This is a genomic window from Microbispora sp. NBC_01389, assembly GCF_045040095.1.
Taxonomy (GTDB): Bacteria; Actinomycetota; Actinomycetes; order Streptosporangiales; family Streptosporangiaceae; genus Microbispora.
In genome coordinates, this window is sequence record NZ_CP109552.1 from 5,746,966 (window position 1) to 5,773,712 (window position 26,747).

Here is a 26,747-nt window from a genome sequence, read left to right on the forward strand (position 1 = left end):
ACGGAGGGGTGAACGAGTCGATGGCGACCACCGCGGGCGGGGCCCGCACCGACCTGGAACCGGTGAGTCTCCGGCTGCCGGGCATCGTGCTGGGTGTGGGGCTGGGCGGGTTCGTCGACGGGATCCTGTTGCACCAGATCCTGCAGTGGCATCACATGCTGAGCAGCACCGACAGTGATCACATCGGCGTGCGGTACTACGATCCGCGCACCGTCTCCGGGCTGGAGATGAACACGGTGTGGGACGGCCTGTTCCACACCGTGTGCTGGCTGGCGGTTCTGGCCGGTCTGGCGATCCTGTACTCCCGGGTCACGCGGGACCGCCGCCGGGTGTGGGGCTCGCGGGTGCTGTGGGGCTGGATCCTGGCCGGATGGGGATTGTTCAACCTCGTCGAGGGCGTCGTGGACCATCACCTCCTGGCCATCCATCATGTGCACGGCGGGCCGTACCAGCTGTGGTGGGACATCGGGTTCCTCGTCCTGGGGGCGCTGCTGGTCGCCGGGGGCTACCTGCTGGCGCGGAGCGGGCGCTCCTTCGAGCCGGAGGACCAGTGACAGAACACGGCGCCCACGTCGCGGGTTCGCTGCCGATCCTGGCCGTGCTCGGATGCGCGATCGGTTACCTGTGCCTGGCCCGGCGGGCGCGCCGCCGCAATCCCGCCCGGGGCTGGAGCCGGTGGCGTACGGCGGGGTTCGTCGCCGGGCTCGTTCTGCTGGGCACGGCGCTGGCGCCGCCCGTCGCGTCCTTCGCCCACGCGGACTTCCGTGGTCACATGGTCCAGCACCTGCTCGTCGGCATGTACGCACCGCTCGGGCTGGTGCTCGGCGCGCCGGTCACCCTGGTGCTGCGCACCCTGCCCGCCGGCGGCGGGCGGCGGGTGACCGCCGTGCTGCACAGCCGTCCCGCCCGGGTGGTGGCGCATCCGGTGGTCGCGCTGCTGTTGTCCACCGGCAGCCTCGTGGCGTTGTATTTCACCCCGCTCTACGACGCGGCCATGGCGTCGGCGGCGGGGCACCAGCTGCTGGACGCGCATTTCCTGCTGTCGGGCTGCCTGTTCGCCTACGTGATCGCCGGGCCCGACCCGGCGCCGGGCCGGCCTGGGGTGCGTGCCCGTCTGGTGTACCTCGGCTGCGCCGTCGCCGTGCACGCCGTCGTGGCCCAGTTGATGTACGGCGGCTTCTGGGTGGACGTGCGGGCCCCGATCGCCGAGGTGCGGGGTGGTGCGGAGATCATGTACTACGGCGGCGACATCGCCGAGCTTCTCCTCGCGGCGGCTCTGGTCGCCACGTGGCGGCCCGTGCCCCGCACGGGTGCGGGGCACGGGCCCGCCGTCACGCGGTACGCGCGGCGATCTTGGTGAGGAACGGCTGCACCAGGCGGGCCGCCAGGGGGCCGAAGGCCGCGAGGATCAGGACGTACGCGGCGGCCAGGGCGCCCAGGTCGGGGTGGGCGCCGGCGGCCACGGCCAGCCCGGCGATGACGATGTTGAACTCGCCGCGGGGGATGAGGGCGATGCCGGCGCGTACCCGTCCGGCGCGGGCGATGCCCGCGCGGCGGGCCGCGTAGATACCGGTCATCAGCTTGGTGATCATCGTGACCAGGGCGAGGCCGGCCGCCAGCCCGGCCGCGGGCAGGATCTTGGTCGGGTCGGTCTGCAGGCCGAAGAAGACGAAGAACACCGCGGCGAACAGGTCGCGCAGGGGGGCGAGCAGCGCGTGGGCGTCCTCGGCGAGCTCGCCCGACAGGGCGATGCCGACCAGGAACGCGCCGACCGCGGCCGAGACCTGCAGCTGCTGGGCCAGCCCGGCCACCAGCAGCGCGAGCCCGACCACCTTGAGCACGAGCACCTCGGAGTTGGGGCTGGCGACGAACGCCTCGATGTAGCGGCCGAAGCGGAGCGCGACGAGCAGCACCACGCTGACCGCGGCCAGCGCGATGGCCACGGTGACCGCCCCGGCGACCAGGCTCAGTCCGGCCAGCATGGCGGTCAGGACCGGGAGGTAGACCGCCATCGTGAGGTCTTCGAACACCAGCAGCGACAGCACGACCGGGGTCTCGCGGTTACCGATCCAGCCGAGGTCGGAGAGGACCTTGGCGGTGATTCCGGAGGAGGTGGCGTAGGTGACGCCCGCCATGGCGACCGCGGCGACGGGTCCCCAGCCGAGCAGTAGCGCCAGGATCGCGCCGGGGGCGGCGTTGAGCAGGAGGTCGACCAGACCGGCGCGGGCGTTGCCCTTGAGGCTGGTCACCAGTTCGTCGGCATTGTATTCCAGGCCGAGGGTGAGCAGCAGGAGGATGACGCCTAATTCGGCGCCGGTGGCGGTGAAGTCCTCGCTGGTGCCCAGCGGGAGGATGCCACCGGTGCCGAAGGCCAGGCCGGCGAGGAGATAGAGAGGGATGGGGGAGATGCCGACGCGCAGCGCCAGCGCTCCGAGAATGCCGAGTCCGAGGACGACGGCGCCGAATTCCAGAAAAAGTATTGCGGTGTTGTGCACGCGCTGCCCTCAGCCGCTGGCGAAGATGTCGGCGACGGCGGTGGTGCTCTCCTCGCCGCCCACCACGACCACGATGTCGTCGCCGGTCAGGACGAAGTCGGGTGCGGGGCTGGCGAAGACGCGCCCGGCGCGGACCACGGCGACGATGGAGGCGCCGGTGCGGGTGCGCACCTGCGCGTCGCCCATGGGACGGCCGTCGTAGCGGGAGCCGGGTGTGATCATAACCTGGAGGCTGACCAGGCCCTCGACCTCCCGGTGCATGGCGTTCAGGCGCTGCACGATGCGGGGTGCGCCCAGGAGCTCGACGAGCGCGTCGGCTTCCTCGTCGTTGAGTTTGACGGTCTCACAGGCTCTGTCGGGATCGTCGGGGTCGTAGATGACGAGGTCCCGCCGTCCCGTGCGGTGGGAGACGACCCCGATGCGCCGGCCCGAGCGAGTGGTGAACTCGTGCCGCAACCCGATTCCCGGCAACACCGTCTGCTCGACGTCCACGGCGCAGCTCCTCCGTTCGTAACATGTGAATACTTGTCCGGAGAACCTACCAATAAGACGCCGTCGTCCCGCCGCCGGTCTCGCTCGGCGGCGGGACGACGGCGGGACGACGGCGGGACGACGACGCTCGGGCGTCAGGCCGCCTGGTCGTCGGCGAGCCAGATCGGACGCCAGTCCGGCTGCTCGTGGTAGCGGCGCAGCTCGGCGAGGCCGGACAGCCATCCGGTCCAGGCGCCGTACGGCGGGTTGGCGGTGTCGAAGCCGCTCTGGACGAACGTCAGGCGGGTGGCGCCGCCGGTGTCCTCCAATTCCCAGGTGACGACGCCCATCGGTCCCCAGTCGACCGAGATCGCGCTGCCGGGAACCAGGTCGATGATCTTGGCGGGCTGGGGGTTGGCGTCGAGGCCGCCCATCGCGAAGCGCCCGCCGACGTACGGCTCGATGCCGATGGGGTACCCGAACCACTCGGTGGCCTTGCCGGAGTCGATCAGGGAGTCGTACACCGTGGACACGGGCGCGGCGATGTCCAGGTGACCGCGGAAGTCGGTGGTGGTGTAGTCGGGCTGCGGACCGATCTCCCGTCCCTGGACGTGGTCGGCGAGGTTGGAGAGGGCGAGCGACCAGAACACCTGCAGCACCCCGCGGATGTTCGCCCCCGTGATGGCGTCCTGGAAGTCGAAGTGGGTCTGCGACATGGTCAGGACGGTCGTGCCGGCGTCCTCCTCCCGCAGGGTGATCTCCGTGGTGGTCTCCTCGCCGCCGAGCAGCCAGGTGAAGCGCAGGATGTGGTCGTCGGCGTGCAGCAGGCGCTGGTGGGGGGCGTCGCCCTCGGGGGTGCGGCGGCCCCAGAACTCGTACCGCCCGGGCAGGTCCACCTCGGCGTGCTCGGCCAGCCACACCCGCATCGCCGCGGGGTCGGTCAGCGCGTGGCGCACCTCCTTGATCGGGGCATCGAGGCGGACACGGACGATCATCGGCTCACTCACTGTCGTCTCCCTTGGGGTAGCAGGCCACGGCGAGTTTGAAGGCGTCGCCTTCGGCGCCGCCGTAGCGGGTGAACAGGTCCTGAAGTGCGGACCGCAGGTCGTTGAGGAATTCCTGCCGGCGTTCGGGGGTGACGCGGATCTCCCCGGAGACGCCGATGGACGGCAGTTCCGGCGCCGTCCGGTCGAGGGCGGCGACGTCGGCCTGCACCTGTTCCATCAGGTCGAGCAGATAGCCGAGGCTGAGCTCGTCCTGTTGCCGACGCAGCCCACCGATCCGGCCGACGAGGCCGGGCGACAGCCAGTAGGACCTGGCGCTCGCCCGGTAGATGCCCTCGGTGATGCCGCGCACCCGCCGCTCGGAGACCTGCTGCACCAGGCCGGCCTCCACGAGGCGTTTGACGTGGTAGTACACGCGCTGGGGGGTCTGGCCGAGTGCCGCCGCCACCTCGGTGCAGGTGCACGGCTCGGCCAGTTGCCGCAGCACCTCGATGCGCTGCGGCTTGAGCAGGGCTTCGGCCTGCTCGATCTGATCCAGATACAGGACGTCTCTCATCGCAAAAACAATCCTGTACGTAAAAATTGTGTTTGTCAATGGGCCGTCCGCAGGTGGGATACCGTCGAGATCCGGACACGAGGAGAACAGGCACCTTGCCCGACACACACGACGACCTCCGCGACGACCTGCGAGCCGACTGCGCCGGCTGCTCCGGGCTCTGCTGTGTGGCGCTGCCCTTCGCCGCCTCGGCCGACTTCGCGATCGCCAAGGACGCCGGGCGTCCGTGCCCCAACCTGGGGGCCGACTTCCGCTGCGGCATCCACGCGCGCCTTCGTGAGAGCGGCTTTCCCGGCTGCACGGTGTACGACTGCTTCGGAGCGGGGCAGAAGGTCTCGAAGGTGACCTTCGGGCGCAGCTGGCGGGAGGAGCCGGCGAACGCGGCGCGGATGTTCGAGGTCTTCGCGGTGATGCGGCACCTGCACGAGCTGCTGTGGTACCTCGGCGAGGGGCTGTCGCCGCCCGTGGCCCGCCAGGTGCCCGGTGAACTGCACGCCGAGCTGCGCCGCGCGTTCGAGGACACCGAGCGCCTCACCCTCTCCGGCCCGGACGACCTGCTGGCGCTGGACGTCGCCGCTCACCACGACGCGGTCAACGGGCTGCTGCTGCGGGTCAGCGCGCTGGTCCGGGCCGCGGGAGACCGCGATCGTAGTGGCCGGGGCCGCGAGCGCGGGAAATCCGATCACCGGGGCGCCGATCACCGGGGCGCCGACCTCGCGGGCGCCCGGCTGAGGAGGGCCGACCTGCGGGGGGCGAATCTCAGAGGAGCCTGCCTCATCGGCGCCGACCTGTCGGGAGCCGATCTGAGCGGCGCGGACCTGATCGGGGCGGATCTGCGGGCGGCCGACCTGCGGGGGGCGAACCTCGCCGAGAGCCTCTTCCTCACCCAGCCCCAGGTCAACGCCGCCCGGGGCGACGACGCCACGAGGCTCCCGCCCGCTCTCGGCCGTCCGGCGCACTGGTAGCGATCGTGCACAGTCTCTTGGTGGCACGCGTGAGGGCGACATACAGATCACGCACCCCACTGGGGCGGGCCGCGACGATCTCTTCCGGGCCGACGACGACGATCGCGTCGAACTCCAGGCCGCGGGCTTCGGAGGCCGGCACGAGACGCGCCCACTGGTCGGCACCCGCGGACGCCATCTCCTTGACCCGGTCGTCCGCGCAGATCACGGCCAGCAGGTCGCCCGGGTGTGCCGCGGCCTGCGCCCGGAGTTCCTCGGCCACCGTGGTGGCGAGTGTGTGCGGGCATGCGGCGAGGCTGCGGGGAGTCTCGCCATGGCGGATCGACCGAATCGGCGCCTGACCGGGGGCGATCCGCGCGAGCAGGCCGTGGGTGGTGGCCAGGATCTCCTGGGTCGTGCGGTAACCGACGGTCAAGGTGTGCAGGGCGAACCGGTTGCCAAGGTGCGGGCCCAGCGCCTGGGACCAGTCACTCGCGGCCGTCGCGGGGCCCGCCTGGGCGAAGTCGCCCACCAGCGTCATCGACCTGGCCGGGCACCGGCGCATCACCATCCGCCACTGCATCGCGGTCAGCTCCTGAGCCTCGTCGACCACGACGTGTCCGAACGTCCGCTCCGGCGGCCCGTCCACCAGGGCCGCCGCCTCATCGAGCAGCGGTGCGTCGGCATCGGTCCACGGGGCATCAGGGGAACGCACCAGCCGGGAGTGTTCGTCACCGGCGAGCGACGGCAGATGCCTGGCCATCGTGCGCGCGTCCGCCAGCAGCGCCCGTACGACCACTTCGGGTGTCAGCCGCGGCCAGAGGGTCTCCACCGCACTGTCGACGTGGGCGTCGCCCGCAAGAGTCTCGCGGACGGCATCCACGTCGAACACCTCGGCCGGATCCGCGGCCGGTGCATCGTCGAAGCCGAGAGCCCGCAGATCTGCCTCGGCCGCGGCATCGAGATCCATGCCCGTGCTCTCGGCGACCTCGGCGTCGATGAGTTCGAGGGCCTCGAAGGCGCCGCGCTCCAGGGCGCCCGTGACCATGTCGATCAGGTGCTCCTTGAACACCCCCCGCGCATGATTGTGGGCCAGGCCGCTCGCCGCCGCGGCTTCCCGCGCCGCCGCGACATCCGAGCTCGTCAGACGGACCCACTCCTGCCCTGCACGCACCGCGAACCCCCCGCCCGGTGCCTGCAGGGAGCGCACCAGGTCCGTGAGCGCTTCGGCCAGCGCTGAACCCCCCTTGAGGCGCGCGACATCAGAAGGCTCCGCAGCTGCGGGCGCCACCCCGGCCAGTTTCGCGCAGGTCGCCAGGAGCACATCGTTCTCACCGAGCGAGGGCAGCACCCGGGAGACGTAGTCGAGGAACCGCGCGTTCGGCCCGAGCACCAGCACACCGCGCGCGACGGCGCCCGGGAACGCGTACAGCACGTACGCCGCCCGGTGCAGCGCGACAACGGTCTTGCCCGTGCCGGGGCCGCCCTGCACCACCGTCACACCCCGATGCGGAGACCGGACGATCTCGTCCTGCTCCGCCTGCAGCGTCGCCACCGCGGCCCGCATCCGCCCCGTCCGCTGCGCCTCGAGTGCCTCCGCCAACGGACCGTCGCCGACGATGTCGCCGCCCCTGGGTGGGGATCCGTCCAGTAGCTCGTCGCTCACCGCACGGACCGCACGGTCCTCGACCCGCAGATGACGGCGCCGCCGCAGCCCCATCGCGTGGACGGCCGTCGCCGCGTAGAAGGGCCGCGCCGCCTCCGCTCGCCAGTCGACGAGCAGCGGCAGCTCCCGATCGCCCACGTGCAGGCCGAGCCGTCCGATGTGCAGGACGGTTCCGTCCGCGCCATCGATCCGGCCGAACGCCAGCCCTTCCTCGGCCTCCTCCAGCCGGCGAAGCCGACGCGCCAGACGCTCCGCTTCGACATCGCGCGCGTACACCTCACCCGCGCTTCCGGCCGGCGACCTCAACACGTCCGCCAGCCGGGCACGTACAGACGCCGATCGCTCATCGAGCAGCCCGTACATGGCGGCCACGTGCGCCTGCTCCACCTCAACCTGTCCTGCGGCATCCTCGTCGAACTGCGGCAACAGCAGTCCTCCTCTCGACTCGGCCCTCCACTATGCGGCCAAGTTTCCGCGAAAGTAAGGCTTGACTTACTTATCCTGGTCACCCGCCCAGGCGCGGTTCGTAGTCGTAGAGCCAGGCCGTGGCGCGTTCGTAGGCGAACGGGAAACGGAGTAGAACCCGGCGTACGCCGGTTCGGGCGCGGCCGGGTCGAGCACGCGCCGGGTCGCCGACCAGATGCCGTCGGCGCCTACTAGTACTGCATAGCTAGATCTGTAGGACCTGTAGGCGCAGGTGCCGCTTGAAGTGGTGCCTGCGCGCTCGGGCTTGGTGGCTCCGGCGCTGTTCCGACCAGTAAAGCCCGAGCTCAATGATGTGATCGTCGACGCGCTCACCGGCCTGCTGCTGCACGGCCTGGCCGGGCCCGGCGGTGAGCGCACCGGGCCCGGCCGCGGTTAGCCGGGCAGGGCGCCGGCGACGGCGGTCGCGTCGAGTTCGTCGCTGACGGTCAGGCGCGGCGTGAGCCCGGCGCGGGCGACGGCCTCGGCGGTCTCCCCGGCCTGGCCCCGGCTGGTCTCCACCAGCAGTTGGCCGCCGGGCGCGAGCCAGCGGGCGGCCTCCGCGACGACCCTCCGTACGACGTCGAGCCCGTCCGCGCCGCCGTCGAGGGCGACCTGCGGCTCGTGGTCCCGCGCCTCGGGGGGCAGCAGCCCGATCGCGTCCGTCGGCACGTACGGCGGGCTGGCCACGATGAGATCGACCCGGCCACGCAGGTCGCCGGGCAGCGGCGCGTACAGGTCGCCTTCGTACACCCGGCCGCCCGCCGCGGCGAGGTTGCGGCGGGCGCAGGCGACGGCGGCGGGATCGACGTCCACGGCGTGCAGCGTGATCGGTCCCACGGCGGCGGCCAGCGCCGCGCCGATCGCGCCGGAGCCGCAGCACACATCGGCCACGACCATCCCCGGCCGCGCCAGCGCGACCGCTTGACGGAGGAGGAAGGCGGTGCGGGGCCGGGGCACGAACACCCCGGGTTCGACGGCCAGCCGCAGGCCGCAGAAGTCGGCCCAGCCGAGGACGTGTTCGAGGGGCAGGCCGGCGACGCGCCGGTCCACCATGGCGTCGAGCTCGGCCGGCGTACGCGCCGCGGAGACCAGCAGACGGGCCTCGTCCTCGGCGAACACGCACCCGGCGGCGCGCAGCCGGGTCACGATCGAAGGCGGAGCGGGGGAGCGGGATGTCAGGGACATGGGGGAGCCTTCCGGAATGCGAGGGCGCTCCCGTGGTCGCCTTGTCTCTAGGGGGCCGTAGGCACGTGACTCGTACGCGCGTGGCCCCTAGGCGCGGGGGAGAAGGGAGCACCCGACCAGTTCAGCGGTAATGGGGCTCACCTCCTCGCGTCGTCGCCGCCGTGGACGGCACAGTATCAGAGCAGGCCTTCACCCCCCGCGAAGAGGCGGCCGAGCAGGCGCCGGGTTGATCATCCGCGTCTTCCGGCCCTAGGATCGCCGCCATGAAGTTCACTTCCTTCTTCCACCTCCGCTAGCCGCCGTCGGCGAAGCGAGGAACGACCCGTCGCCGACGAGGCGGGGCGGCGCTGTGCCGTCCCGGGCTGACGCGGGAGAAGAAGGATCACCATGCGCGTTCGCGCTGTCACTCTCACCGCTCCGCGTCCCAGCGCTCTCGCCGTCCCGTGACGGCGGCGAGCCTGGTGGCGCGGTGCGTTCACGGGCTGGAGCCGACGCTCGCCGCAGAGATCCTGCGGTGCGGCCTCGGAGTCATCACCCACATCGGGCATCGCGAGGTGCGCTTCCGCGCCTCGCGCCTGACCGCCCTGGGCCTGCGCACGGCGGACGACGTGTTCCTGCTGGCGGCGCAGGGCCCCGACGTCGGCACGACCCGGCAGGGCGCCGCCGCGCTCGCCGGGCTCGCCGGCACACTCGCGGGCACGGCCGACCTCGCCGCGCTGGCGCGGCTGCGCCGTGACCACGGCGGCCCCCGCGGGCTCACCGGCGTCGAGGTGTCGGCGTCGTTCCTGGGCCGGCGCACCTTCACCAGGTACGACGTGGAGGACGCGGTGGGCCGCGCCCTGGCCGGCCGGCTGGGGGTGGGCTACCACTCGCGGCGTGGCGCGGGCGCGCCGCCGCCGGGTCACAGCGGCTGGCGGGTCACGCTGGACGGCGAGCGGGCCACGCTCCTGCTGCGGATCGCCGAGCGTCCCCTGCACCGGCGGGAGTACAAGCGGCGGTCGGTCCCCGGAACCCTGCACCCCCCGCTGGCCGCCGCCATGGTGGCGATGGCCGGCGTCGAGCCCGGCGACACGGTCCTCGATCCCTGCTGCGGCGCCGGGACGCTGCTGATCGAGGCGGCGCGGCAGGGCCCGGCCACCCGCCTGTACGGGTTCGACCTGGCCGGGAGAGCGGTGACGGCGGCCCGGGAGAACGCGGCCGGGCTGCCCGTCGCCGTCGCCCGCGCCGACGCCGGGCGGCTGCCGGTGCGGGACGGCGTCGCCCAGCGCGTGCTGGCCAACCCGCCCTGGGGTGGTCAGGTCGCCCCCGGCGGCCTGCTCGCCGCGTCCCCGGCACGGTGGTGGGCGGAGATGCGCCGGGTGCTCGCACCCGGCGGGACCGCCGTGGTCCTGCTTCCCGGTGTCGGCGACCTGCCCCTCGCCATCCGTCAGGGCCTCACGCCCGCGCACCTCCAGCGCGTACGGATCGCCGGGGCGGAGTCGTTCCTCGTCCGCTTGACGGCGCCCAGGCCCGCCCGCGGGGCGGGGTGAGGCGGCCCCGGCCTACGCGTCCCCCGCCTGCGCCGGCCGGGTCACGCGCCGACGTAGTCGGCGAGGTGCTGGCCGGTGAGGGTGGAGCGCGCGGCGACGAGGCCGGCGGGGGCGCCCTCGAAGACGATCCGGCCGCCGTCGTGGCCGGCGCCGGGCCCGAGGTCGACGATCCAGTCGGCGTGCGCCATGACCGCCGGGTGGTGCTCGATGACGATGACCGACTTGCCGGAGTCGACGAGCCGGTCGAGCAGGCCCAGCAGTTGTTCGACGTCGGCGAGATGGAGGCCGGTGGTGGGCTCGTCGAGGACGTAGACGCCGCCGTCGTCGGCCATGTGGGTGGCCAGCTTGAGCCGCTGCCGCTCGCCGCCCGACAGGGTGGTGAGCGGCTGGCCGAGGCTGAGGTAGCCGAGCCCGACGTCGGCGAGCCGGCGGAGGACGGCGTGCGCGGCGGGGGTGCGGGCCGGGCCGGCGCCGAAGAACTCCTCGGCCTCGGTCACCGGCATCGCGAGCACCTCGCTGATGTCCTTGCCGCCGAGGGTGTAGCCGAGCACCGCGGCCTGGAAGCGCTTGCCCTCGCACTCCTCGCAGGTGGTGGCGACGCCGGCCATCATCGCGAGGTCGACGTAGATGACGCCCGCGCCGTTGCAGGCCGGGCAGGCGCCCTCGGAGTTGGCGCTGAACAGCGCCGGCTTCACGCCGTTGGCCTTCGCGAACGCCTTGCGGATCGGGTCGAGCAGCCCGGTGTACGTCGCGGGGTTGCTGCGCCGCGAGCCGCGGATCGCGCCCTGGTCGACCGACACCACGCCCGCGCCGGCGGGGATCGACCCGCGGACGAGGGAGCTCTTGCCCGAGCCGGCGACGCCGGTGACGACGACGAGGACCCCGAGCGGGATGTCGACGTCGACGTCGCGCAGGTTGTGGGCGCGCGCGCCGCGGATCTCCAGCCTGCCGGAGGGCGTGCGCACCGTCTCCTTGAGGCGGGTCCGGTCGTCGAGGTGGCGGCCGGTGACGGTGCCGGCGGTCCGCAGCCCCTCGACGCCGCCCTCGTAGCAGACGGTGCCGCCCCCGGCGCCCGCGCCGGGGCCGAGGTCGACGACGTGGTCGGCGATCGCGATGGTCTGCGGCTTGTGCTCCACGACGAGCACGGTGTTGCCCTTGTCGCGCAGCCGCAGCAGCAGGGAGTTCATGCGCTGGATGTCATGGGGGTGCAGGCCGGTGGTGGGCTCGTCGAAGACGTAGGTGACGTCGGTGAGCGAGGAGCCGAGGTGGCGGATCATCTTGACGCGCTGGGCCTCGCCGCCCGACAGCGTGCCCGAGGGCCGGTCGAGCGAGAGATAGCCCAGGCCGATCTCCGTGAACGAGTCGAGGGTCTGCCGCAGCGTGGCCAGCAGCGGCGCGACTGACGGCTCGTCGAGGCCGCGCGCCCACTCGGCCAGGTCGCTGATCTGCATGGCGCAGGCGTCGGCGATGCCGATGTCGCCGATCTTGGACGACCGGGCGGCCTCGCTGAGCCGGGTGCCGCCGCAGTCGGGGCAGGCGGTGAACGTCACGGCCCGCTCGACGAACGCCCGGACGTGCGGCTGCAGCGCGTCCTTGTCCTTGGACAGCATCGACTTCTGGATCCGCGGGATCAGGCCCTCGTAGGTGAGGTTGATGTTGTCGACCTTGATCTTGGTCGGCTCCTTGTGGAGCAGGTCGCGCAGCTCGGTCTCGGTGAAGTCGCGGATCGGCCTGTCGGGGTCGAAGAAGCCGGAGCCGCTGAAGATGCGGCCGTACCAGCCGTCGACGGTGTAGCCGGGGATCGTGAGCGCGCCCTCGTTGAGCGACTTGGAGTCGTCGTACAACTGGGACAGGTCGATGTCGGAGACCCGGCCCATGCCCTCGCAGCGGGGGCACATGCCCCCGGTGACGGTGAAGCTGCGGCGCTCCTTCACGGTCTGCCCGGCCCGCTCCATGGTGACCGCGCCCGCTCCGCTGATCGAGGCGACGTTGAAGGAGAACGCCTGGGGCGAGCCGATGTACGGCTTGCCGAGCCGGCTGAACAGGATGCGCAGCATCGCGTTGGCGTCGGTGACGGTGCCGACCGTGGAGCGCGGGTTGGCGCCCATCCGCTGCTGGTCCACGATGATCGCCGTGGTCAGGCCGTCGAGCACGTCCACCTCGGGCCGTGCCAGCGCCGGCATGAAGCCCTGCACGAACGCGCTGTAGGTCTCGTTGATCAGGCGCTGCGACTCCGCGGCGATCGTACCGAACACCAGCGAGCTCTTGCCCGAGCCGGAGACGCCGGTGAAGACGGTCAGCCGGCGCTTGGGGATCTCGACGCTGACGTCCTTGAGGTTGTTCTCCCGTGCCCCGTGCACGCGGATCAGGTCGTGGCTGTCGGCGGCGTGCGGCGGGGTGTCCGGGCTCGGGGGCAGGCTCATCGTGTTCTGTGTCTCCATCTGCGTACGCGGGGTCGTGCCTTGTGGTCATCCGGGCGGTCTGCGGGCGGTCTGGGGGCACGGCGACGGTCCCCCTGTCTACCCGATCGGCGGCTCCGGCGCGGCGGCGCGACCCGGTCGGGGGCCGCGCGCTCGCGTCAGCCGAGCTGGTTGATGCGGATCAGGTTGCCCGAAGGGTCGCGGAAGGCGCAGTCGCGCACCCCGTACGGCTGGTCGGTCGGCTCCTGGACGACCTCCGCGTCGCCGGCCTGCAGCCTGTCGAAGGTGCCGTCGAGGTCGTCGGTGGCCAGGGTGAGTATCCCGTAGGTGCCCTTCGCCATCATCTCGGTGATGACGCGGCGTTCGTCGTCGGTGATGCCCGGGTCGGCGGCCGGCGGGTGCAGGACGACGGACGTGCCGGGCTGGCCGGCGGGGCCGACCGTGATCCAGCGCATGCCGCCGTATCCGACGTCTCCCCGCACTTCGAAGCCGAGGGCGTCGCGGTAGAAGGCGAGCGAGGCCTCGGGGTCGTCGTGCGGAAGAAAGGTCGCGTGAATAGTGAGGTTCATACAGGTCAGGCTAGTTTCGAACCGGTGGTCCGCGCTTCTCGATTCCTGACCGGCCGGGTCACCTGTTTCTCGACGCACGACGGCATCCCCGCCGTCGCGCCCGCCGCGCCGCGGCGGTAGGCGCTCGGCGGCATGCCGACCAGTTCGGTGAAGCGGGTGCTGAAGGTGCCCAGCGACGAGCAGCCGACCGCGAAGCAGACCTCGGTGACGCTGAGGTCGCCGCGGCGCAGCAACGCCATCGCCCGCTCGATGCGGCGGGTCATGAGATAGCCGTACGGCGATTCGCCGTAGGCGAGCCGGAACTGGCGGCTCAGGTGCCCGGCGGACATGTTCACGCCACGGGCGAGCGCCTCCACGTCGAGGGGCTGGGCGTACTCCCGGTCGATCCGGTCCCGGACGCGGCGCAGCCGCGCGAGGTCGCCGAGGCGCTGCTTGGAGACGGGTGGGCCGGTCACAGGGGCATCGTACGCCGCGACCGCCGGCGGTCGCGCGCCTGGTCCGCTTGACTCCGCGGTGCCGCGCCCCGGACGATGCATCGAACCCGTTTGATGTATATGACCCCGTGGGGGTGCGGTGGCGTCCCAGCCACAGACCGGCCCGTACGGGCAGGACCACGGCGGCGGCCTCGCGCGCCGGCTGGGCACGGCGGACGCGGTGGTCGTCGGGCTGGGGTCGATGATCGGGGCGGGCGTGTTCGCCGCGTTCGGTCCCGCCGCGCGGGCCGCGGGCACGGGCCTGCTGATCGGGCTGGTGATCGCCGCGGTGATCGCGTACTGCAACGCGGTCGCCTCCGCGCAACTGGCCGCGGTGTATCCGGTCTCCGGCGGCACCTATGTCTACGGCCGCGAGCGCCTCGGCCACTGGTGGGGGTTCACGGCCGGGTGGGGCTTCGTCGTCGGCAAGACCGCGTCGTGCGCCGCCATGGCGCTCACCTTCGCCTCCTACGTCGTGCCCGGCCCCTGGTGGGCGCAGCGGGCCGTCGCCGTCGCGGCCGTGCTGGGGCTGGCCACGCTGAACTACCACGGCGTCACCAGGACCGTCCTGCTCACCCGGGTCCTCGTCGCCGCCACCCTGACCGCGCTGGCCGTCGTCGTGGCGGGGATCGCAGTGGGGGTCGCAGCGGGTGGCGGCGCCGCGCCGGGCAGCCTGGGCGACTGGCCGGGCGCCGGCGGCGCGTACGGCGTCCTCCAGGCCGCGGGGCTGCTGTTCTTCGCCTTCGCCGGATACGCCCGCGTGGCCACCATGGGCGAGGAGGTCCGCGACCCGGGCCGCACCATTCCCCGCGCGATCCCGATCGCTCTTTTTGTCACCGTGGCCGTCTACCTGGTGGTCGGCGTCGCGGCGCTGCTGGCCGCCGGGCCCGCCCGGCTCGCCGCCTCGCCCGCGCCGCTGACCACCGCGGTGGAGGCGGCGGGCGCCGGCGGCCTGGCCCCGGTGGTGCGGGCGGGCGCGGCGCCGGCGGCGCTGGGCGCGCTGCTCGCCCTGATCGCCGGGATCGGCCGTACCGGCCTCGCCATGGCCCGCCACCGCGACCTGCCCGGCTGGCTGGCGGCCGTCCACCCCCGCCACCGGGTGCCGCACCACGCCGAGATCGCCCTGGCCGCCGTCGTCTGCGTCCTGGTCGCCACCGCCGACCTGCGCGGGGTGATCGGCTTCTCCTCCTTCGGCGTCCTCGTCTACTACGCCGTCGCGAACGCCTCGGCGTTCACCCAGCCTGCGTCCGAGCGCCGCTGGCCGCGCGCGCTCAACCTGCTCGGCGTCGCCGGCTGCCTGACCCTGATCGCCACCCTGCCCTGGCCGTCCGTGCTCGCCGGGGTGGTCATGTTCGCCGCCGGCCTGGCCGGCCGATGGCTGGTCCTGCGCCGCCGCGCCTGAAGGACCGGCCGGGTACAGACCAGCGATACATCGCCGCGTGTAGCCGTCGTGTACCCCGGCTGCCGGGGCCGTTCCTAGCGTGGGGGGCGACCCGCCCGACCGACCGGGGATGAGGACGCCCGTGGCCCTTCTCTACGCCTTCTGCCGGCTGCTCACGGGGATCGTCTTCCTCGCCTCCGCCGTGAGCAAGCTGCGCGGGCGGACGGCGTACGAGGAGTTCACGGCGGCCACCCGCGCGCTCGCGCCGCGCCTGCCGGCCAGGCCCGCCGCGGCGCTCGTCGTCGCCGCCGAGGCCGCCGTCGCGCCGCTGCTGGCCTGGCGGCCCACCGTGCTCGCCGGCTTCTGCGTCGCGCTCGGGCTCCTCGCCGCGTTCACCGTGGCCATGGCCGCCGCTCTGCGGCGGCGCCGCCGGGTCCGCTGCCGCTGCTTCGGCGCCTCCACCGTCCCGGTGGGCCCCGGTCATCTCGTACGCAACGCCGTGCTCGCCGCCGCGGCGGCGACCGGAGCGGCGACCGGAGCGGTGCAGGCCGCGATGACGGGCGCGGCGGGATCGGCCGGAGCCGTCCCCGCGGACCTGGGAGTGGCCGGGCTGGCCGCGGCCGCCCTCACGGCCGGGGCCGCGGCCGTCCTGCTGTCGGCGACCGGTGAGATCGCCGGCCTCTTCACGCACACGCCCTCACGGAGGTAGTCCCTCATGCCGTTCCTCACAGCGCTCGTCCTCGGCGTCGGCGTCCTGTGCCTGATCGACCTGCTGCTGACGGTCGGGGTGATCCGCAGGCTGCGTACGCACGAGGAGATGCTCGCGGCGCGGCCGGTGGCGCCCCCACCGATCATGCTCCCGCCCGGGGCGGTGATCGGCGCCTTCTCCGCCGTGAGCACCGACGGCGTGCGCGTCTCCGCCGAGACGCTGACCGAGCCGGCCCTCGTCGGCGTCTTCTCACCCGACTGCCCCGCCTGCGGGGACCGCCTGCCGCAGTTCGCCGAACGCGCGCGGTCCTTCCCCGGAGGACGCGGCAACGTGCTGGCCGTGCTCGTCGGGACCGAGGAGGAGGTGGCGGCCCAGCGGCGGGCGCTGGAGCCCGTCGCCCTGGTGCTGGTCGAGGAGTTCGGCACCGGCGTGACGAAGGCGCTGCGGGTCGAGGGCTTCCCGTCGCTCGCCCTGCTCGACGGGCACGGCACGGTCCTCGCCAGCGGGAGCACGCTGGCCGCCCTCGACGCGCTTCCCGCACCCGCGTGACGGCGCCGACGCGGGCGGTGGCCGCCGCCGTCGGCCTGGCCTGGCGGGCGAGCAGGGGCCTCACCCTCGCCTTCGCCGCCCTCACCGCGCTCATGGCCGCCCTGCCGGTGACGATCGCCTGGGGCACCAAGCTGGTCCTCGACGAGATCGGCGGCGACCACCCCCGGCCCGGGGTGACGGCGGCGCTCGGCGCCGCGCTCGCCGGGTGCGGGCTGCTGGCCGCGCTGGGGCCACAGGTCGTCCAGTACGTCAGGGACGAGAGCGGGCGCAGGGTCGGCCTCGTCGCCCAGGACCGCCTCTTCCGGGCCGTCGAACGGTTCACCGGCCTGGCCCGGTTCGAGGACCCCGCCTTCCTCGACCGGATCCGGATGGCCCAGCAGTACGGCGGGGCGACCCCCGGCATGCTGGTCTCCGCCGCGCTGGGCGCGGCCAGGACGGTCCTGACCGGCGCCGCCTTCCTCGTCTCCCTCGTGATGATCAACCCGTGGACGGCGGTCCTCGTGATCGTGGCGTCGGCGCCGTCCCTGGCCGCGGAGCTGTGGCTGTCGCGGCGGCGCGCCGCCATGCTGTGGGGCATCGGCCCGGCCGAGCGCCGCGAGGTCTTCTTCGGGCAGCTCCTCGTCGATGTCCGGGCCGCCAAGGAGCTCAGGCTCTTCGGCGTCGGGGCGCACCTGCGCGGGCTGCTGAACGCCCAGCGGCGGGTCGCGAACGCCGAGCGGAGCCGTACCGACCGGCGGGAGCTGCGCGTCCAGGCCGCCACCGGGACCATCGCCGCGCTGGCTGCCGGAGGCGGCCTGCTGTGGGTTCTGCTCGACGCGGTGAACGGCACGGGCGGGGCCGGCGACGTGGCGCTGTTCGTCGCCGCCGTCGCCGGGGTGCAGGCGGCGGCCGGCGGCCTCGTCCTCGAACTGGTCTCGGCGCATCAGCAGGTGCTGCTGTTCGGCCACTATCTCGCCGTCCTCGACGCCGGGCCGGACCTCCCGGTTTCGGACCACCCCCGGCGGGCGGGGCCGCCGCGCTGCGGGATCGAGCTGCGCGACGTGTGGTTCCGCTACTCGCCCGGCCACCCCTGGGCGCTGCGCGGCGTCAACCTGACCATCCCGTACGGCGCCTCGGTGGCGCTCGTCGGCAGGAACGGCGCGGGCAAGAGCACGCTGGTCAAGCTCCTGTGCCGGATGTACGACCCCGAACGCGGCGCGGTCCTGTGGGACGGCGCCGACCTCAGGGAGATCGACCCGGCGGAGCTGCGCGCCCGCATCGGGGCGGTGTTCCAGGACTACATGGAGTACGACATGACCGCGGCCGAGAACATCGGCCTGGGCGATCTCGCCGCGATGGGCGACCGGGGGAGGATCGAGGCGGCGGCGCGGCGGGCGGGCGCGCACGGCGCCGTGAGCCGCCTGCCCCGGGGGTACGACACCATGCTGTCGCGCATCTTCGCCGATCCCGCCGATCCCGACGGCTCCGCGGAGGGCGGCGGGGCGGGCGTCCACCTGTCGGGCGGGCAGTGGCAGCGGCTCGCCCTGGCCCGAGCCTACCTGCGGGGTGAGCGGGACCTGCTGATCCTGGACGAGCCCAGCTCGGGCCTCGACGCCGAGGCGGAGCACGAGATCCACCAGGGGCTGCGGGAGCACCGCCGGGGCCGTACGAGCGTGCTGATCAGTCACCGGCTCGGCGCCGTACGCGACGCGGACCACATCGTGGTCCTCGACGGCGGGCGGATCGCCGAGCGGGGCACGCACGCCGCGCTGCTGGCACGCGGCGGGATCTACGCCCAGCTGTTCGCCCTGCAGGCGGAGGGATACCAGCAGGGGGACGACCCGGACGCCGACGCCCCGCACCCGCGGCTCTCGGAGGCCCGATGACACCGGTCCCGTTCATGGTGTCCGCGGCGTTCGCGGCCGTGCTCGCGGCCGGGGCGGTGACGGCGGTCAGGCGGGCCCTGCGCGTCGTCGAGGTCCACGGGGAGAGCATGCGTCCCGCTCTGCGGCCCGGCGACCGGGTCCTCGTACGGAACCTGCGGCCCGGCCGGGCGGGGGCGCGCGTCCGGCGGGGGGACGTCGTCGTCATCGCCCGCGTGGGCCCGGGGGAGGGCCTGACGCTCGACGGCGGCACGAACCTGGTGATCAAACGGGCGGCGGCCGTGGCCGGGGACCCGATCCCTCCCGGGTTCGAGACCCATGCGGAGGTGCCTAGAGAGGCGCCCGGAGAGGCGCCGGGGGATGCGCGCGTGCCGCCGGGGCGGCTGCTCGTCCTCGGCGACAACCCGTCGCGGAGCACCGACTCGCGGCAGTGGGGCCTCCTGCCCGAGAGCAGGATCACCGGTGTCGTGCTCCGGCGGCTCAACGCGTGAGTCGCGAACCCGCCATGCAAGCGCCCGTGTGAGTGACAAGGCCGCCGAGGTCGGCCCGCCGTTCCGCCGCGTCCACGAGGCCGCCCTTCGCCGTTGCGAGGCCCTCGCCGATTTCCGGCGATCTGGAAGGCTGGCGGTATGTGGACGGATCGAGTTCGCCTTCTGGACGACGTCGCGCCCGCCGACTGGATCGCGGGGCGGCTGACCGGGCCCGGGGGCACGGTATTCGGCACTGTGCCCAGCGGGTACGCGGCGTACGCGCGGGTGCTGCACCCGGCCGACAGCGAGAGCGGTGAGCCGGTCACGTGGGCTCGGGTCGCCGAGGTCACGGGCCGCCGGGTACACCCGGCGGCCCGGTGGCACACGCTCATCGACGCCGCCGGCCCGTACGGCTCCTGCTCGGAGCTGTGGCCCCATGGCGGCCCTGAGGTGGGAAATCTCCCCCTGGCGCAACTGCGGGCGCTCTGCGAGGCGCTGTCGGCCCACACCACGACCCCCGGCGACTGCTTCTTCGCCCTCTGGGAGGGATGGGGGCATCTCAACGGCGGCAGGTCGCTGCTCACCCCGGAGGGCGGCGAACCGGTGCCGCCGCTCCTCAGCCCGCAGGAGTGGGCGAGCCCGCGGCTGCGGCTGCCCGGGCGCGACTACCTCCTCCTGCGCGGCCCGCTGCCGGCGGTGACCGACCTCGCCCGGTACGACGGCCCCGAGGTGTGGTGGACACAGTCGCCGAGCCTGTTCTGGCCGGCCGACCGGGCGTGGTGCGTGGCGACCGAGATCGACTTCGACTCCACGTTCGTTGGCGGAAGCACCGCGGCGATCGGTGCCGTGCTCACCGCGCCCATGCTGGAAGCCTGGCCGATCGCGCGCGGTCGATCACCGTTGTCGTGCCCCGGCGGCTGAACGCCTGAACCGCGTGCCCGGCCATACAAGCGCCCGTGTATCGGAGTGGTATCGCCATGATCGGGGCCGCCCCTAACGTCGGTGGACAAGAAGTCCTTTCACCAGAAGGAGACGATATGACGCGGACGATTCAGCGGCTGGCCGACCGGATGGTCGCCCGCCTGGTCCCGGCCACCAGGGCGGAGGCGGTCAACTGCTGGAGCGAAGGCGGGCCGTGCACCAGCCGCACCTGCTGCAGCGGGTCAGGCATCCCGAGCGGCTACTGCACCCCATGGAGCTACCACTGCTCCTGAACGACCACGCCTGAACGAGCACGGCGGAGCGCCCCCGGATACGGGGGCCGGGGCGCTCCGCCGCCGTCACCTGGTCGCGGCGATCTCCATGGCGTACAGGCGCGTGAGGCCGTTCATGCGGTAGCGGCCGGGGGCGAGCGGCTCCATCAGGCGGAGATCGGCCAGCCTGCCGAGCGCCGCCGACGCCGTAGGCCGGTCGCAGCCGAGAAGGCCGGCGGCCGCCGCCGGCCCGCAGTCGGCCAGGCCGCGCTCGCCGAGGCGGTGGAACAGGGCCAGCGCGCCGCGGTCCGCCGTCCCTCCGGGACGCCGCAGGGCCTGGTGGTCGAGGTCGAGGGCGGCCCGCACGGAAAGGTCGCCGCAGGTCAGCAGGTCGAGCCGATGCTCGTCGGCGGCCAGCATGTCGGCGAACGCCTCCGCCGTCCACTCCCGCCGGACGGCGAGGCGCTTGCCCGCGATCTCCAGTGCGAGCGGCAGGTTGTCGCAGAGCCGGGCCACCCTGCTCGCCTGCGCCGGGTCGACCCGGTCCCGCCCGCACAGCCGGGCCAGCATCTCGTACGCCGCGTCGTCGGCGAGGGGCGCGAGCGGCAGGTGCTCGACGTCGTCGAGCGCCGCGAGCATCCTCCTGCTGGTGATGACGAACCGGCAGCCCGGGCAGCCGGTGACCAGCGGGCGCACCTGCTCCTCGCCGGTCACGTTGTCGAGGAGGACCAGTGCGTGCCTCGCGGCCGTGGCCGTCCTGAGCTGGTGCAGCGCCTCGTCGAGGTCCGCGGCGATCTCGTCGTCGGCCAGCCCCAGCCGTCCCAGCAGCCGCACCAGTGTCTCGTACGGGCCGGGCCGGGGGAGGGTGCGCAGATCGACGTGATGCACGCCGCCGGGGAAGCCGGGCGCCGCCGTGCGGACGGCGTGCCGGGCCAGGGCCGACTTGCCCACCCCCGCCGGGCCGTGTACGGCGACGGGCCGCGGCGGGCAGGCGCCGATCGCCGCGGCGATCTCCTTCAGCTCCGGCTCGCGGCCCACCAGACATCCCGGCGCCATGACCACCGCCGTGGCCGCCGCCGGGGCGGGCGTCTCGGGAGCCGCGCGGAGCGCGGGGTCGCGGTCGAGTATCCCCCGGTGCAGCCCGGCCAGTTCGGGGCCGGGCTCGACGCCCAGTTCCTCCGCCAGGAACGCCCGTGCCTGCCCGTAGACGGCGAGCGCGGCGGCGCAGTCGCCGGTGCGGTACAACGCGAGCATGAGGGCGCCCCACAGCCGTTCCCTGGTGGGATGGGCGGCCACCGTCTCGCGGAGCTCCGCCACCGCGTCGGCGTGCTCGCCCAGTATGAGCCGGGCTTCGGCCAGCGTCTCCAGGGCGAGGCAGCGCTGCTCGGAGAGGGCGTCAAGGCGCGGGCCGAGCGCCGCCGAGCGGGGCACGTCCTCGGCGGGGTCGCCCCGCCACCGCGTGAGAGCCGCGGACACCTGTCGCAGCGCCGCGTCCGGCCGGCCGGCGGACAGCGACCGCCTGCCCTGCCGCAGGGCGTCGGCGAACTCGGTCACGTCCAGCTCGCCGTCCCGTACGGCGAGGACGTAGCCCGGCTGGCGGGCCGTCAACCGGTCGCCGTCGCCGATCGTGCCGCGCAGGCGGTTGACGTAGGTGCGGACGTTGGCGACCGCGAAGCGGGGCGGCTCGGCGTCCCACACGGCCGTGACGAGCCGGTCGATCGACACGACCCGGTTGGGTTCCAGCAGCAGCGCGGTCAGCAGGACGCGCTGTTTGGGTGTGCCGAGCGGGACCGGCCGGCCGTTCCGGTGCAGCTGAACCGGGCCGAGCAACCCGAAACGGAGGTTCACCCCGTTCTCCGGGGGCCGTATGGGGCGCACGTTCGCGTCGAGCGTGGTGATCGGTGCACGAGGAAGCCTCCCGTGGCGTCTCGCGAGGATCGGGTGAGGAGAACCCCACCAAGATCGCCGTCCCGGGGGGCCGCTCACAAGCGCCGTGGGTGTCCGGAACAGTTCCGGACAGCCGCCCGGACAAGCGCTGTCTCGCCGACGAGCTGCTCACGTTCAAGGCGAAGAACCCCGGCAGCGAGCGGCCCACCCTCGCGGCGCTGTGCCGTGCGGCGGTGGTCCTCGCCCCCTGGCGGTTCAAGGCCATCGCCGCGACCCTCAAGCTCGACGCCATCGGGGAGTCGGCGGAGGCGAAGCGGCTACGCGAGCTGGTCGCCCGGGCGACCAGGTAGAGGCCGCCGCGGCGAGCCGGCCTGAGCGGACACCCCGCCGGACGACGGTCACGACGACCAGTCCCGTGACCGGTCGTCGTGACTGCCGCGGGTTGCGCCCGAACTCATGTAACCACTATAACCCGTTACATGGCATTGAGCTGGAAGCTGGTCGTCGACAGTGTGAACGCGCCCGTGCTGGCGGACTTCTGGGCCGCGGCGCTGGGCTACGAGGTGGAGGATCCGAGCGCGCTCGTCGGGCGGCTGCTGGCCGCCGGTCACCTCCCGGCGGAGGCGGCCGCCGAGCACGGCGGCCGCATGATCTTCCGCGGGTACGCCGCGATCCGCCACCCCGACGACCCCTTCGACGCCACCAGCGGCGTCGGGCTCGGGCGGCGGCTGCTCTTCCAGGACGTGCCCGAGGGCAAGTCCGGCAAGAACCGTCTGCACATCGACGTGCACGGCGAGCCCGGTGAGCCCGGTGAGCCCGGTGAGCCCGGTGGTCTCGATGCGCTGGTGGCGCGGCTGGAGGGCCTCGGCGCCACCCGCGTCCGCGAGGTGGACAAGGGCCCCGCCGGTCGATGGTGGATCATGCTCGACCCGGAGGGCAACGAGTTCTGCGCCACTTAGGCGCAGCCCGGCCCCCGGGCCCGGCCCCCGAGTCGCGTCAGCCCAGTTCGACCGCCTGCTTGAGGAAGACGACGCCGTCGATCACGTCGAGCCGGGCCGGGTCGAGCGGGAAGTAGCGGAAGTCCTGGGAGACGCGCGGCGCGGGTTCGGTGACGGCCTCGGCCAGGCGGCGGGCGTCGACGAGAGAGCGATCCCACGGGAGCGTGGACAGGATGCCCTCGACGGTGTCCGGGGGAGGTACGTCGTCGCCGGTCGTGCCGAGGGCCGAGGCGAGGAAGGCGTACCGGTCGCCCAGGTGCGCTCCGGCGATGGCCCCCGCGCTCCACCACTCCAGCGTCCGGTCGCCGAGCGGCATGACGCTCCTGTTCCGCTGCAGGTGGAGGTTGTGGCCGAAGACCAGGGCCGGTCCATGGCCGGCGACGGCCCGCAGGTTGGCGGCCATCATCGCGTCCCGCTGCGCCGACAGGCGGGTCCACCGCGCCTCGGACGCGTCGGCCATCCAGTGGTGGTAGCGGAGCAGGCCGACGGCGGTGCGGGCGTACAGTGCCGCCCGCTCCCCGTCGTCCGCGCTCAGCCCCGGGACCTGCGTGTCGAGCAGCGCGACCAGGTCGTCGGCGATCAGCCGCAGCCGCCGGGCGTCGGCGGACCGCCCGATCGACCGGGACGGGTCCATGGCCGTGGCGTCGTCCGACCACCGGTCGTCCGGGCCGAGCAACTCCTCCAGCGCGTCGCGGGTGCAGGGGAGCGGGCCGTCGAGGAGGGCGTGCAGGGCGGTGAGCGCCTCGCGCGGGCTCGCCGCCCAATACTCCAGCGGGCCGTCGAAGCCGAAGAACCGGAGCGTCTCGTCGTGCTCCTCGTTGTAGGCGCGCATCCAGCGGACGAGTTCCCGGTTGGCCTCCGACGCGCCGAAGCCGTGGCTGAAGCCGCGTTCCATGACGTCGTCGAGGCTGCCCGCGCCCGTCCTGACGTGGTCGTCCACCACCAGACCCATGAGACAGTCGCTCTCGATCGCGAACGACCGGTAGCCCTCGTGCTCGACCAGATGCCGGAAGACCTCGTTGCGCACCTCGCCCAGCTCGCCCACGAAGTGTCTCGCCTCACCCAGGCCGAGCAGCAGGGGCCGCGCCGGCAGCGACCGGAGGAACGCCGAGACTCCCGCGCCGTCGAGCGGCCGGGCCGTGTCCGTGATATCCATGCCTTCGACGGTATCGTTGAACTCTCGGTGTAAACTTTTCCCCGTTTGACTCTGCTGATCAGCGATGGACCTTCAATCGTGATGCACATATGAGGCCGGTGGACCTGGCGCGGGAGCACGGCCTGTCCACCCAGGCGGTCAGGAACTACGAGGACGCCGGCATCCTGCCCGCCGCCGGGCGCACCCCTTCCGGCTACCGCGTCTACACGCCGCTGCACGCGCGGGCGCTGCGCGCGTTCCTCTCCCTCGTGCCCGGCCACGGTCACCAGACGGCCACGTCGATCATGCGGGCGGTCAACCGGGGCGCCACCGAGGAGGCGCTGCGAATCGTCGACGAGAGCCACGCCCGGCTCCTCGACGAGAGCCACGCCCGGCTCCTCGACGACCGCCGCACCCTCGATGCCGTCGAAGCCGCGCTCCACGACCTGGCGCCCGTGCCGCAGGAACGCGGCGACACCTTCTCTGGCGGCACCTTCATCGGCCCGCTGGCGAGAAGGCTCGGCCTCCGCCCGGCCACCCTGCGCAAATGGGAGAACGCCGGGCTGGTCCGGCCGCGGCGCGACCCGCGGACGGGTTACCGGGTCTACGGCGCCGGCGACGTACGGGACGTCCGGCTGGCCCACCAGCTCAGGCGGGGCGGCTACCTGCTGGAGCAGATCGCCCCGCTGATCGCCCAGGTCCGCTCCGCCGGAGGGGTCGCCCCGCTGGAGTCGGCCCTGCGTGACTGGCGGGGCCGCCTGTCCGCCCGGGGCCGCGCCATGCTCAGGGGCGCCGCCGACCTCGACGCCTACCTCCGGACCCGCGACCCCTGACGCCGGGTCACGCCGGCGGGTCGTCGTGGGCGATCAGGGCGAGCTGGACGCGGTTGTCCAGGCCGGTCTTGGCGAGGATGCGGGAGACATAGCTCTTGACCGTGCCGACGCTCATGTGGAGCTCGGCCGCGATGTCCGCGTTGGACCTGCCCCGGCCGACCGCGGCGGCGACCTCGCGCTCGCGGTCGCTGAGCCTCGACAGCAGCCTGCGCGCGTCGTCCCGGCGGCGGTCCTCCGTCTCGGGCGCCAGGTGGGCGATCAGGCGCCGGGTCACGCCGGGCGACAGGATCGGCTCGCCCGCCGCCACCCGCAGGACCGCGTCCACGATGCCCTCCGGCGGGGTGTCCTTGAGCAGGAACCCGCCGGCCCCGGCGCGCAGCGCCCCGAAGACGTGCTCGTCGGCGTCGAACGTGGTCAGGATGACGACCTGGGGAGGGTCGGGCCGCCGCCGCAGCAGTCGGGTGGCGTCGATCCCGTTCAGGCCCGGCATCCGGATGTCCATGAGCACCACGTCGGGCGCGTGCGCGTCGACCGCGGCCGCGACGTCGGCGCCGTCGGCCACACCGCCCACCACGACGAGCTCGTCGGCGCCCCTGAGCATCAGCGTCAGACCCGCCCGCACGAGCGGGTCGTCGTCCACGACCAGCACGCGGATGGCGCTCACACCGGCCATGGTAGCCAGACCGCCAGCCGGAACTCGCCCTCGTCCACACCCGCCCGCTCCACACCCGCCCCCTCCACCCGGCCGCCCGCCAGCTCGGCGCGCTCCCGCATCCCGGCCAGGCCGGCGCCCTCACCCGCGAGAGGACCCGCCACAGAGGCGGAACCGGAAGCGGAACCGGCGGCGGACGTCGCGACGGGGTTGCGCACCTCGATGGTCAGCCCCCGGCCGGGAGCGCCGTCGAGGCGTACGGTCACCGGCCGGCCGGGGGCGTGCCTGCGGGCGTTGGTGAGGCCCTCCTGGACGATCCGGTAGGCGGCCCGCGCCGTCGCGCCCGGCAGGCCGGGCAGGCGCACGCCGCCGTCGTGCACGTCGACGCGCATGCCCGCCCGCCGTACCTCCTCGACCAGCGCCGGCAGGTCGAGCCCGGCCAGGACGGGCGCCTCGCGCAGGACCGAGATGACCTGGCGCAGCTCCTGCAGCGCGTGGTGGGCGCTGGAGCGCATGACCGCCGCCGCCTCGACCACCTCGGCGGGGTCGGCCCGCGCGTTGAACTCCAGCGCCCCGGCGTGCAGCGCCAGCAGCGACAGCCGGTGCGCCAGCACGTCGTGCATCTCGCGGGCGATGGCCAGGCGCTCGGTGTGGCGGGCCTGCTCGACGCGCCGCCGTTGCTCCTCCTCGGCCCTGCGGAGCCGCTCCGACAGTGACAGCACCAGCTGGCGGCGGGCCCGCGCCAGCATCCCCCATCCGGTCAGCGCCACCCCGAACAGCACCGCGACCAGCGCCCACACCGGGTACGGCGCGAGGCCCGGCGGCCGCAGCCAGAACCGGGCCAGCGTCGCCGCCACCCACGCCGCGCCCGTGACGATCGCCACGGCCGAACGCCGGTACAGGGCGGTCATCAGCGTGGCGATGCCGGCCGCGACCGACGCCGAGGCGGCGGGCACCGCCAGTGCCACGGCGATCAGCGCCGTGGTGGCCGGCCACCGGCGCGACAGCCACAGCGCCCCGCACGCCGCCGCGCCGCCGGCCGCGTCGGCGGCCAGGTGCCAGGCGGGCGCCGCGCCGAGATCGCCTCGCACGACGACCGCCGCCGCGGCCAGCGCGCAGGCGACGCTCCCCGCCCGGATCGCCCGGTCCCGCCGGGTCCGGGCCGGGCCGGGCCGTACGTCTGCCGTCACGGACGCCCAGCGTAACGACCGCGGGCCGGGCGGCGGCAGCAACCAAAGTCGACGCTGGGTTGTCACCTGGGTTGCCACGGGCGGGACCCGGGGCGGAAGACGCGGGTGGTG

General features: G+C 73.7%; 28 protein-coding genes. 15 read left to right on the forward strand and 13 right to left on the reverse strand.

From position 1 onward, the window contains the following. Nucleotides 1–8 precede the first annotated feature (8 nt). On the forward strand, nucleotides 9–554 hold the full coding sequence (locus OG344_RS25395; protein ID WP_327045778.1) for a DUF2243 domain-containing protein: 546 nt from the start codon (nucleotides 9–11) through the stop codon (nucleotides 552–554). Next, a complete protein-coding gene (locus OG344_RS25400; RefSeq protein ID WP_405085233.1) occupies nucleotides 551–1,360 on the forward strand; it encodes a cytochrome c oxidase assembly protein in 810 nt (269 codons plus the stop codon). The genes OG344_RS25395 and OG344_RS25400 overlap by 4 nt, the downstream gene beginning before the upstream one ends. Here OG344_RS25400 and OG344_RS25405 read toward each other — a convergent pair. From OG344_RS25405 to OG344_RS25420, 4 genes are all read right to left on the reverse strand, one after another. Beyond that, the gene (locus OG344_RS25405) at nucleotides 1,332–2,495 is read right to left on the reverse strand and encodes a cation:proton antiporter (RefSeq protein ID WP_327045780.1); all 1,164 of its coding nucleotides are present in this window, start codon (nucleotides 2,493–2,495) and stop codon (nucleotides 1,332–1,334) included. The two genes, OG344_RS25400 and OG344_RS25405, sit on opposite strands and share 29 nt — an antisense overlap. A 9-nt stretch (nucleotides 2,496–2,504) precedes the next feature. Continuing rightward, entirely contained in the window at nucleotides 2,505–2,987 is a 483-nt protein-coding gene (locus OG344_RS25410) for a cation:proton antiporter regulatory subunit (protein ID WP_327045781.1), read from the reverse strand. Nucleotides 2,988–3,121: 134 nt separating this feature from the next. Then, nucleotides 3,122–3,973 carry an SRPBCC domain-containing protein gene (locus OG344_RS25415; protein WP_405085234.1) on the reverse strand — a complete coding sequence of 284 codons (852 nt, stop codon included), beginning with the start codon at nucleotides 3,971–3,973 and terminating at the stop codon, nucleotides 3,122–3,124. Then, entirely contained in the window at nucleotides 3,966–4,526 is a 561-nt protein-coding gene (locus OG344_RS25420; protein WP_405085235.1) for a helix-turn-helix domain-containing protein, read from the reverse strand. The genes OG344_RS25415 and OG344_RS25420 overlap by 8 nt, the downstream gene beginning before the upstream one ends. 95 nt (nucleotides 4,527–4,621) lie before the next feature. Between OG344_RS25420 and OG344_RS25425 the strand changes: the two genes are divergently transcribed. Beyond that, a complete protein-coding gene (locus OG344_RS25425; protein ID WP_405085236.1) occupies nucleotides 4,622–5,491 on the forward strand; it encodes a pentapeptide repeat-containing protein in 870 nt (289 codons plus the stop codon). Here OG344_RS25425 and OG344_RS25430 read toward each other — a convergent pair. Continuing rightward, nucleotides 5,424–7,562: a HelD family protein gene (locus OG344_RS25430; protein WP_405085237.1), complete on the reverse strand. Its 2,139-nt coding sequence runs from the start codon at nucleotides 7,560–7,562 to the stop codon at nucleotides 5,424–5,426. The two genes, OG344_RS25425 and OG344_RS25430, sit on opposite strands and share 68 nt — an antisense overlap. A gap of 286 nt (nucleotides 7,563–7,848) precedes the next feature. Here OG344_RS25430 and OG344_RS25435 point away from each other — a divergent pair, with 286 nt between their 5' ends. Next, a complete protein-coding gene (locus OG344_RS25435) occupies nucleotides 7,849–7,998 on the forward strand; it encodes a hypothetical protein (protein WP_405085238.1) in 150 nt (49 codons plus the stop codon). Here the strand turns inward: OG344_RS25435 and OG344_RS25440 are convergent. After that, entirely contained in the window at nucleotides 7,995–8,786 is a 792-nt protein-coding gene (locus OG344_RS25440; RefSeq protein WP_405085239.1) for a putative protein N(5)-glutamine methyltransferase, read from the reverse strand. The genes OG344_RS25435 and OG344_RS25440 overlap by 4 nt on opposite strands. A gap of 443 nt (nucleotides 8,787–9,229) precedes the next feature. Here OG344_RS25440 and OG344_RS25445 point away from each other — a divergent pair, with 443 nt between their 5' ends. After that, the gene (locus OG344_RS25445; protein ID WP_405085240.1) at nucleotides 9,230–10,315 is read left to right on the forward strand and encodes a methyltransferase domain-containing protein; all 1,086 of its coding nucleotides are present in this window, start codon (nucleotides 9,230–9,232) and stop codon (nucleotides 10,313–10,315) included. 41 nt (nucleotides 10,316–10,356) lie between these two features. Here OG344_RS25445 and OG344_RS25450 read toward each other — a convergent pair whose 3' ends face one another. The 3 genes from OG344_RS25450 to OG344_RS25460 all read right to left on the reverse strand — a co-directional run bounded on the left by OG344_RS25450 (nucleotide 10,357) and on the right by OG344_RS25460 (nucleotide 13,759). Beyond that, the gene (locus tag OG344_RS25450; RefSeq protein ID WP_405085241.1) at nucleotides 10,357–12,738 is read right to left on the reverse strand and encodes an ATP-binding cassette domain-containing protein; all 2,382 of its coding nucleotides are present in this window, start codon (nucleotides 12,736–12,738) and stop codon (nucleotides 10,357–10,359) included. Nucleotides 12,739–12,893: 155 nt separating this feature from the next. Continuing rightward, complete coding sequence (locus OG344_RS25455) at nucleotides 12,894–13,304, reverse strand: VOC family protein (RefSeq protein ID WP_327045793.1); 411 nt, start codon at nucleotides 13,302–13,304, stop codon at nucleotides 12,894–12,896. Nucleotides 13,305–13,309: 5 nt separating this feature from the next. Then, nucleotides 13,310–13,759, reverse strand: a complete 450-nt coding sequence (locus OG344_RS25460) for a helix-turn-helix transcriptional regulator (RefSeq protein WP_405085242.1) — start codon at nucleotides 13,757–13,759, stop codon at nucleotides 13,310–13,312. Between the two features lie 118 nt (nucleotides 13,760–13,877). Between OG344_RS25460 and OG344_RS25465 the strand changes: the two genes are divergently transcribed. The 7 genes from OG344_RS25465 (at nucleotide 13,878) to OG344_RS25495 (ending at nucleotide 19,962) form a co-directional block, all read left to right on the forward strand. Continuing rightward, entirely contained in the window at nucleotides 13,878–15,179 is a 1,302-nt protein-coding gene (locus OG344_RS25465) for an APC family permease (protein WP_405085243.1), read from the forward strand. A 121-nt stretch (nucleotides 15,180–15,300) separates the two neighbouring features. After that, nucleotides 15,301–15,867: a MauE/DoxX family redox-associated membrane protein gene (locus tag OG344_RS25470; RefSeq protein WP_405085244.1), complete on the forward strand. Its 567-nt coding sequence runs from the start codon at nucleotides 15,301–15,303 to the stop codon at nucleotides 15,865–15,867. A gap of 6 nt (nucleotides 15,868–15,873) precedes the next feature. Beyond that, nucleotides 15,874–16,416, forward strand: a complete 543-nt coding sequence (locus OG344_RS25475; RefSeq protein ID WP_405085245.1) for a hypothetical protein — start codon at nucleotides 15,874–15,876, stop codon at nucleotides 16,414–16,416. Continuing rightward, entirely contained in the window at nucleotides 16,413–18,281 is a 1,869-nt protein-coding gene (locus OG344_RS25480; RefSeq protein WP_405085246.1) for an ABC transporter ATP-binding protein, read from the forward strand. The genes OG344_RS25475 and OG344_RS25480 overlap by 4 nt, the downstream gene beginning before the upstream one ends. Continuing rightward, nucleotides 18,278–18,769: a signal peptidase I gene (gene lepB / locus OG344_RS25485; RefSeq protein ID WP_405085247.1), complete on the forward strand. Its 492-nt coding sequence runs from the start codon at nucleotides 18,278–18,280 to the stop codon at nucleotides 18,767–18,769. Before OG344_RS25480 ends, lepB begins: the two co-directional genes overlap by 4 nt. Before the next feature lie 138 nt (nucleotides 18,770–18,907). Next, entirely contained in the window at nucleotides 18,908–19,669 is a 762-nt protein-coding gene (locus tag OG344_RS25490) for a hypothetical protein (protein ID WP_405085248.1), read from the forward strand. A gap of 116 nt (nucleotides 19,670–19,785) precedes the next feature. Beyond that, complete coding sequence (locus OG344_RS25495) at nucleotides 19,786–19,962, forward strand: hypothetical protein (protein ID WP_327045801.1); 177 nt, start codon at nucleotides 19,786–19,788, stop codon at nucleotides 19,960–19,962. A gap of 66 nt (nucleotides 19,963–20,028) precedes the next feature. On the opposite strand, the gene OG344_RS25500 is transcribed toward OG344_RS25495, so the two are convergent. Next, nucleotides 20,029–21,789, reverse strand: coding sequence for a BTAD domain-containing putative transcriptional regulator (locus OG344_RS25500; RefSeq protein WP_405085249.1), 1,761 nt, complete (start codon nucleotides 21,787–21,789; stop codon nucleotides 20,029–20,031). 149 nt (nucleotides 21,790–21,938) lie between these two features. On the opposite strand from OG344_RS25500, the gene OG344_RS25505 reads away from it, so the two are divergent. After that, nucleotides 21,939–22,178, forward strand: a complete 240-nt coding sequence (locus OG344_RS25505; protein ID WP_405085250.1) for a hypothetical protein — start codon at nucleotides 21,939–21,941, stop codon at nucleotides 22,176–22,178. Between the two features lie 129 nt (nucleotides 22,179–22,307). Further along, nucleotides 22,308–22,787, forward strand: coding sequence for a VOC family protein (locus OG344_RS25510; protein WP_405085251.1), 480 nt, complete (start codon nucleotides 22,308–22,310; stop codon nucleotides 22,785–22,787). A 37-nt stretch (nucleotides 22,788–22,824) separates the two neighbouring features. On the opposite strand, the gene OG344_RS25515 is transcribed toward OG344_RS25510, so the two are convergent. Further along, nucleotides 22,825–23,982, reverse strand: coding sequence for an erythromycin esterase family protein (locus OG344_RS25515; RefSeq protein WP_405085252.1), 1,158 nt, complete (start codon nucleotides 23,980–23,982; stop codon nucleotides 22,825–22,827). Between the two features lie 89 nt (nucleotides 23,983–24,071). On the opposite strand from OG344_RS25515, the gene OG344_RS25520 reads away from it, so the two are divergent. Beyond that, a complete protein-coding gene (locus OG344_RS25520) occupies nucleotides 24,072–24,794 on the forward strand; it encodes a TioE family transcriptional regulator (RefSeq protein WP_405085253.1) in 723 nt (240 codons plus the stop codon). 7 nt (nucleotides 24,795–24,801) lie between these two features. Here the strand turns inward: OG344_RS25520 and OG344_RS25525 are convergent, their stop codons facing one another. Together OG344_RS25525 and OG344_RS25530 are read right to left on the reverse strand one after the other, a co-directional pair. Next, nucleotides 24,802–25,467, reverse strand: a complete 666-nt coding sequence (locus OG344_RS25525; protein ID WP_327045807.1) for a response regulator transcription factor — start codon at nucleotides 25,465–25,467, stop codon at nucleotides 24,802–24,804. Continuing rightward, a complete protein-coding gene (locus tag OG344_RS25530; RefSeq protein ID WP_405085254.1) occupies nucleotides 25,455–26,636 on the reverse strand; it encodes a sensor histidine kinase in 1,182 nt (393 codons plus the stop codon). The genes OG344_RS25525 and OG344_RS25530 overlap by 13 nt, the downstream gene beginning before the upstream one ends. Nucleotides 26,637–26,747: the final 111 nt, after the last annotated feature.

Bases quoted from the DNA above. Each gene is read 5' to 3' on its own strand.
- OG344_RS25515 (WP_405085252.1), bottom strand. From the start codon at position 23,982: ATGGATATCACGGACACGGCCCGGCCGCTCGACGGCGCGGGAGTCTCG.
- OG344_RS25490 (WP_405085248.1), top strand. From the start codon at position 18,908: ATGTGGACGGATCGAGTTCGCCTTCTGGACGACGTCGCGCCCGCCGAC.
- OG344_RS25455 (WP_327045793.1), bottom strand. From the start codon at position 13,304: ATGAACCTCACTATTCACGCGACCTTTCTTCCGCACGACGACCCCGAG.
- OG344_RS25495 (WP_327045801.1), top strand. From the start codon at position 19,786: ATGACGCGGACGATTCAGCGGCTGGCCGACCGGATGGTCGCCCGCCTG.
- OG344_RS25450 (WP_405085241.1), bottom strand. From the start codon at position 12,738: ATGAGCCTGCCCCCGAGCCCGGACACCCCGCCGCACGCCGCCGACAGC.
- OG344_RS25510 (WP_405085251.1), top strand. From the start codon at position 22,308: ATGGCATTGAGCTGGAAGCTGGTCGTCGACAGTGTGAACGCGCCCGTG.
- OG344_RS25525 (WP_327045807.1), bottom strand. From the start codon at position 25,467: ATGGCCGGTGTGAGCGCCATCCGCGTGCTGGTCGTGGACGACGACCCG.
- OG344_RS25475 (WP_405085245.1), top strand. From the start codon at position 15,874: ATGCCGTTCCTCACAGCGCTCGTCCTCGGCGTCGGCGTCCTGTGCCTG.
- lepB (WP_405085247.1), top strand. From the start codon at position 18,278: ATGACACCGGTCCCGTTCATGGTGTCCGCGGCGTTCGCGGCCGTGCTC.
- OG344_RS25520 (WP_405085253.1), top strand. From the start codon at position 24,072: ATGAGGCCGGTGGACCTGGCGCGGGAGCACGGCCTGTCCACCCAGGCG.
- OG344_RS25420 (WP_405085235.1), bottom strand. From the start codon at position 4,526: ATGAGAGACGTCCTGTATCTGGATCAGATCGAGCAGGCCGAAGCCCTG.
- OG344_RS25440 (WP_405085239.1), bottom strand. From the start codon at position 8,786: ATGTCCCTGACATCCCGCTCCCCCGCTCCGCCTTCGATCGTGACCCGG.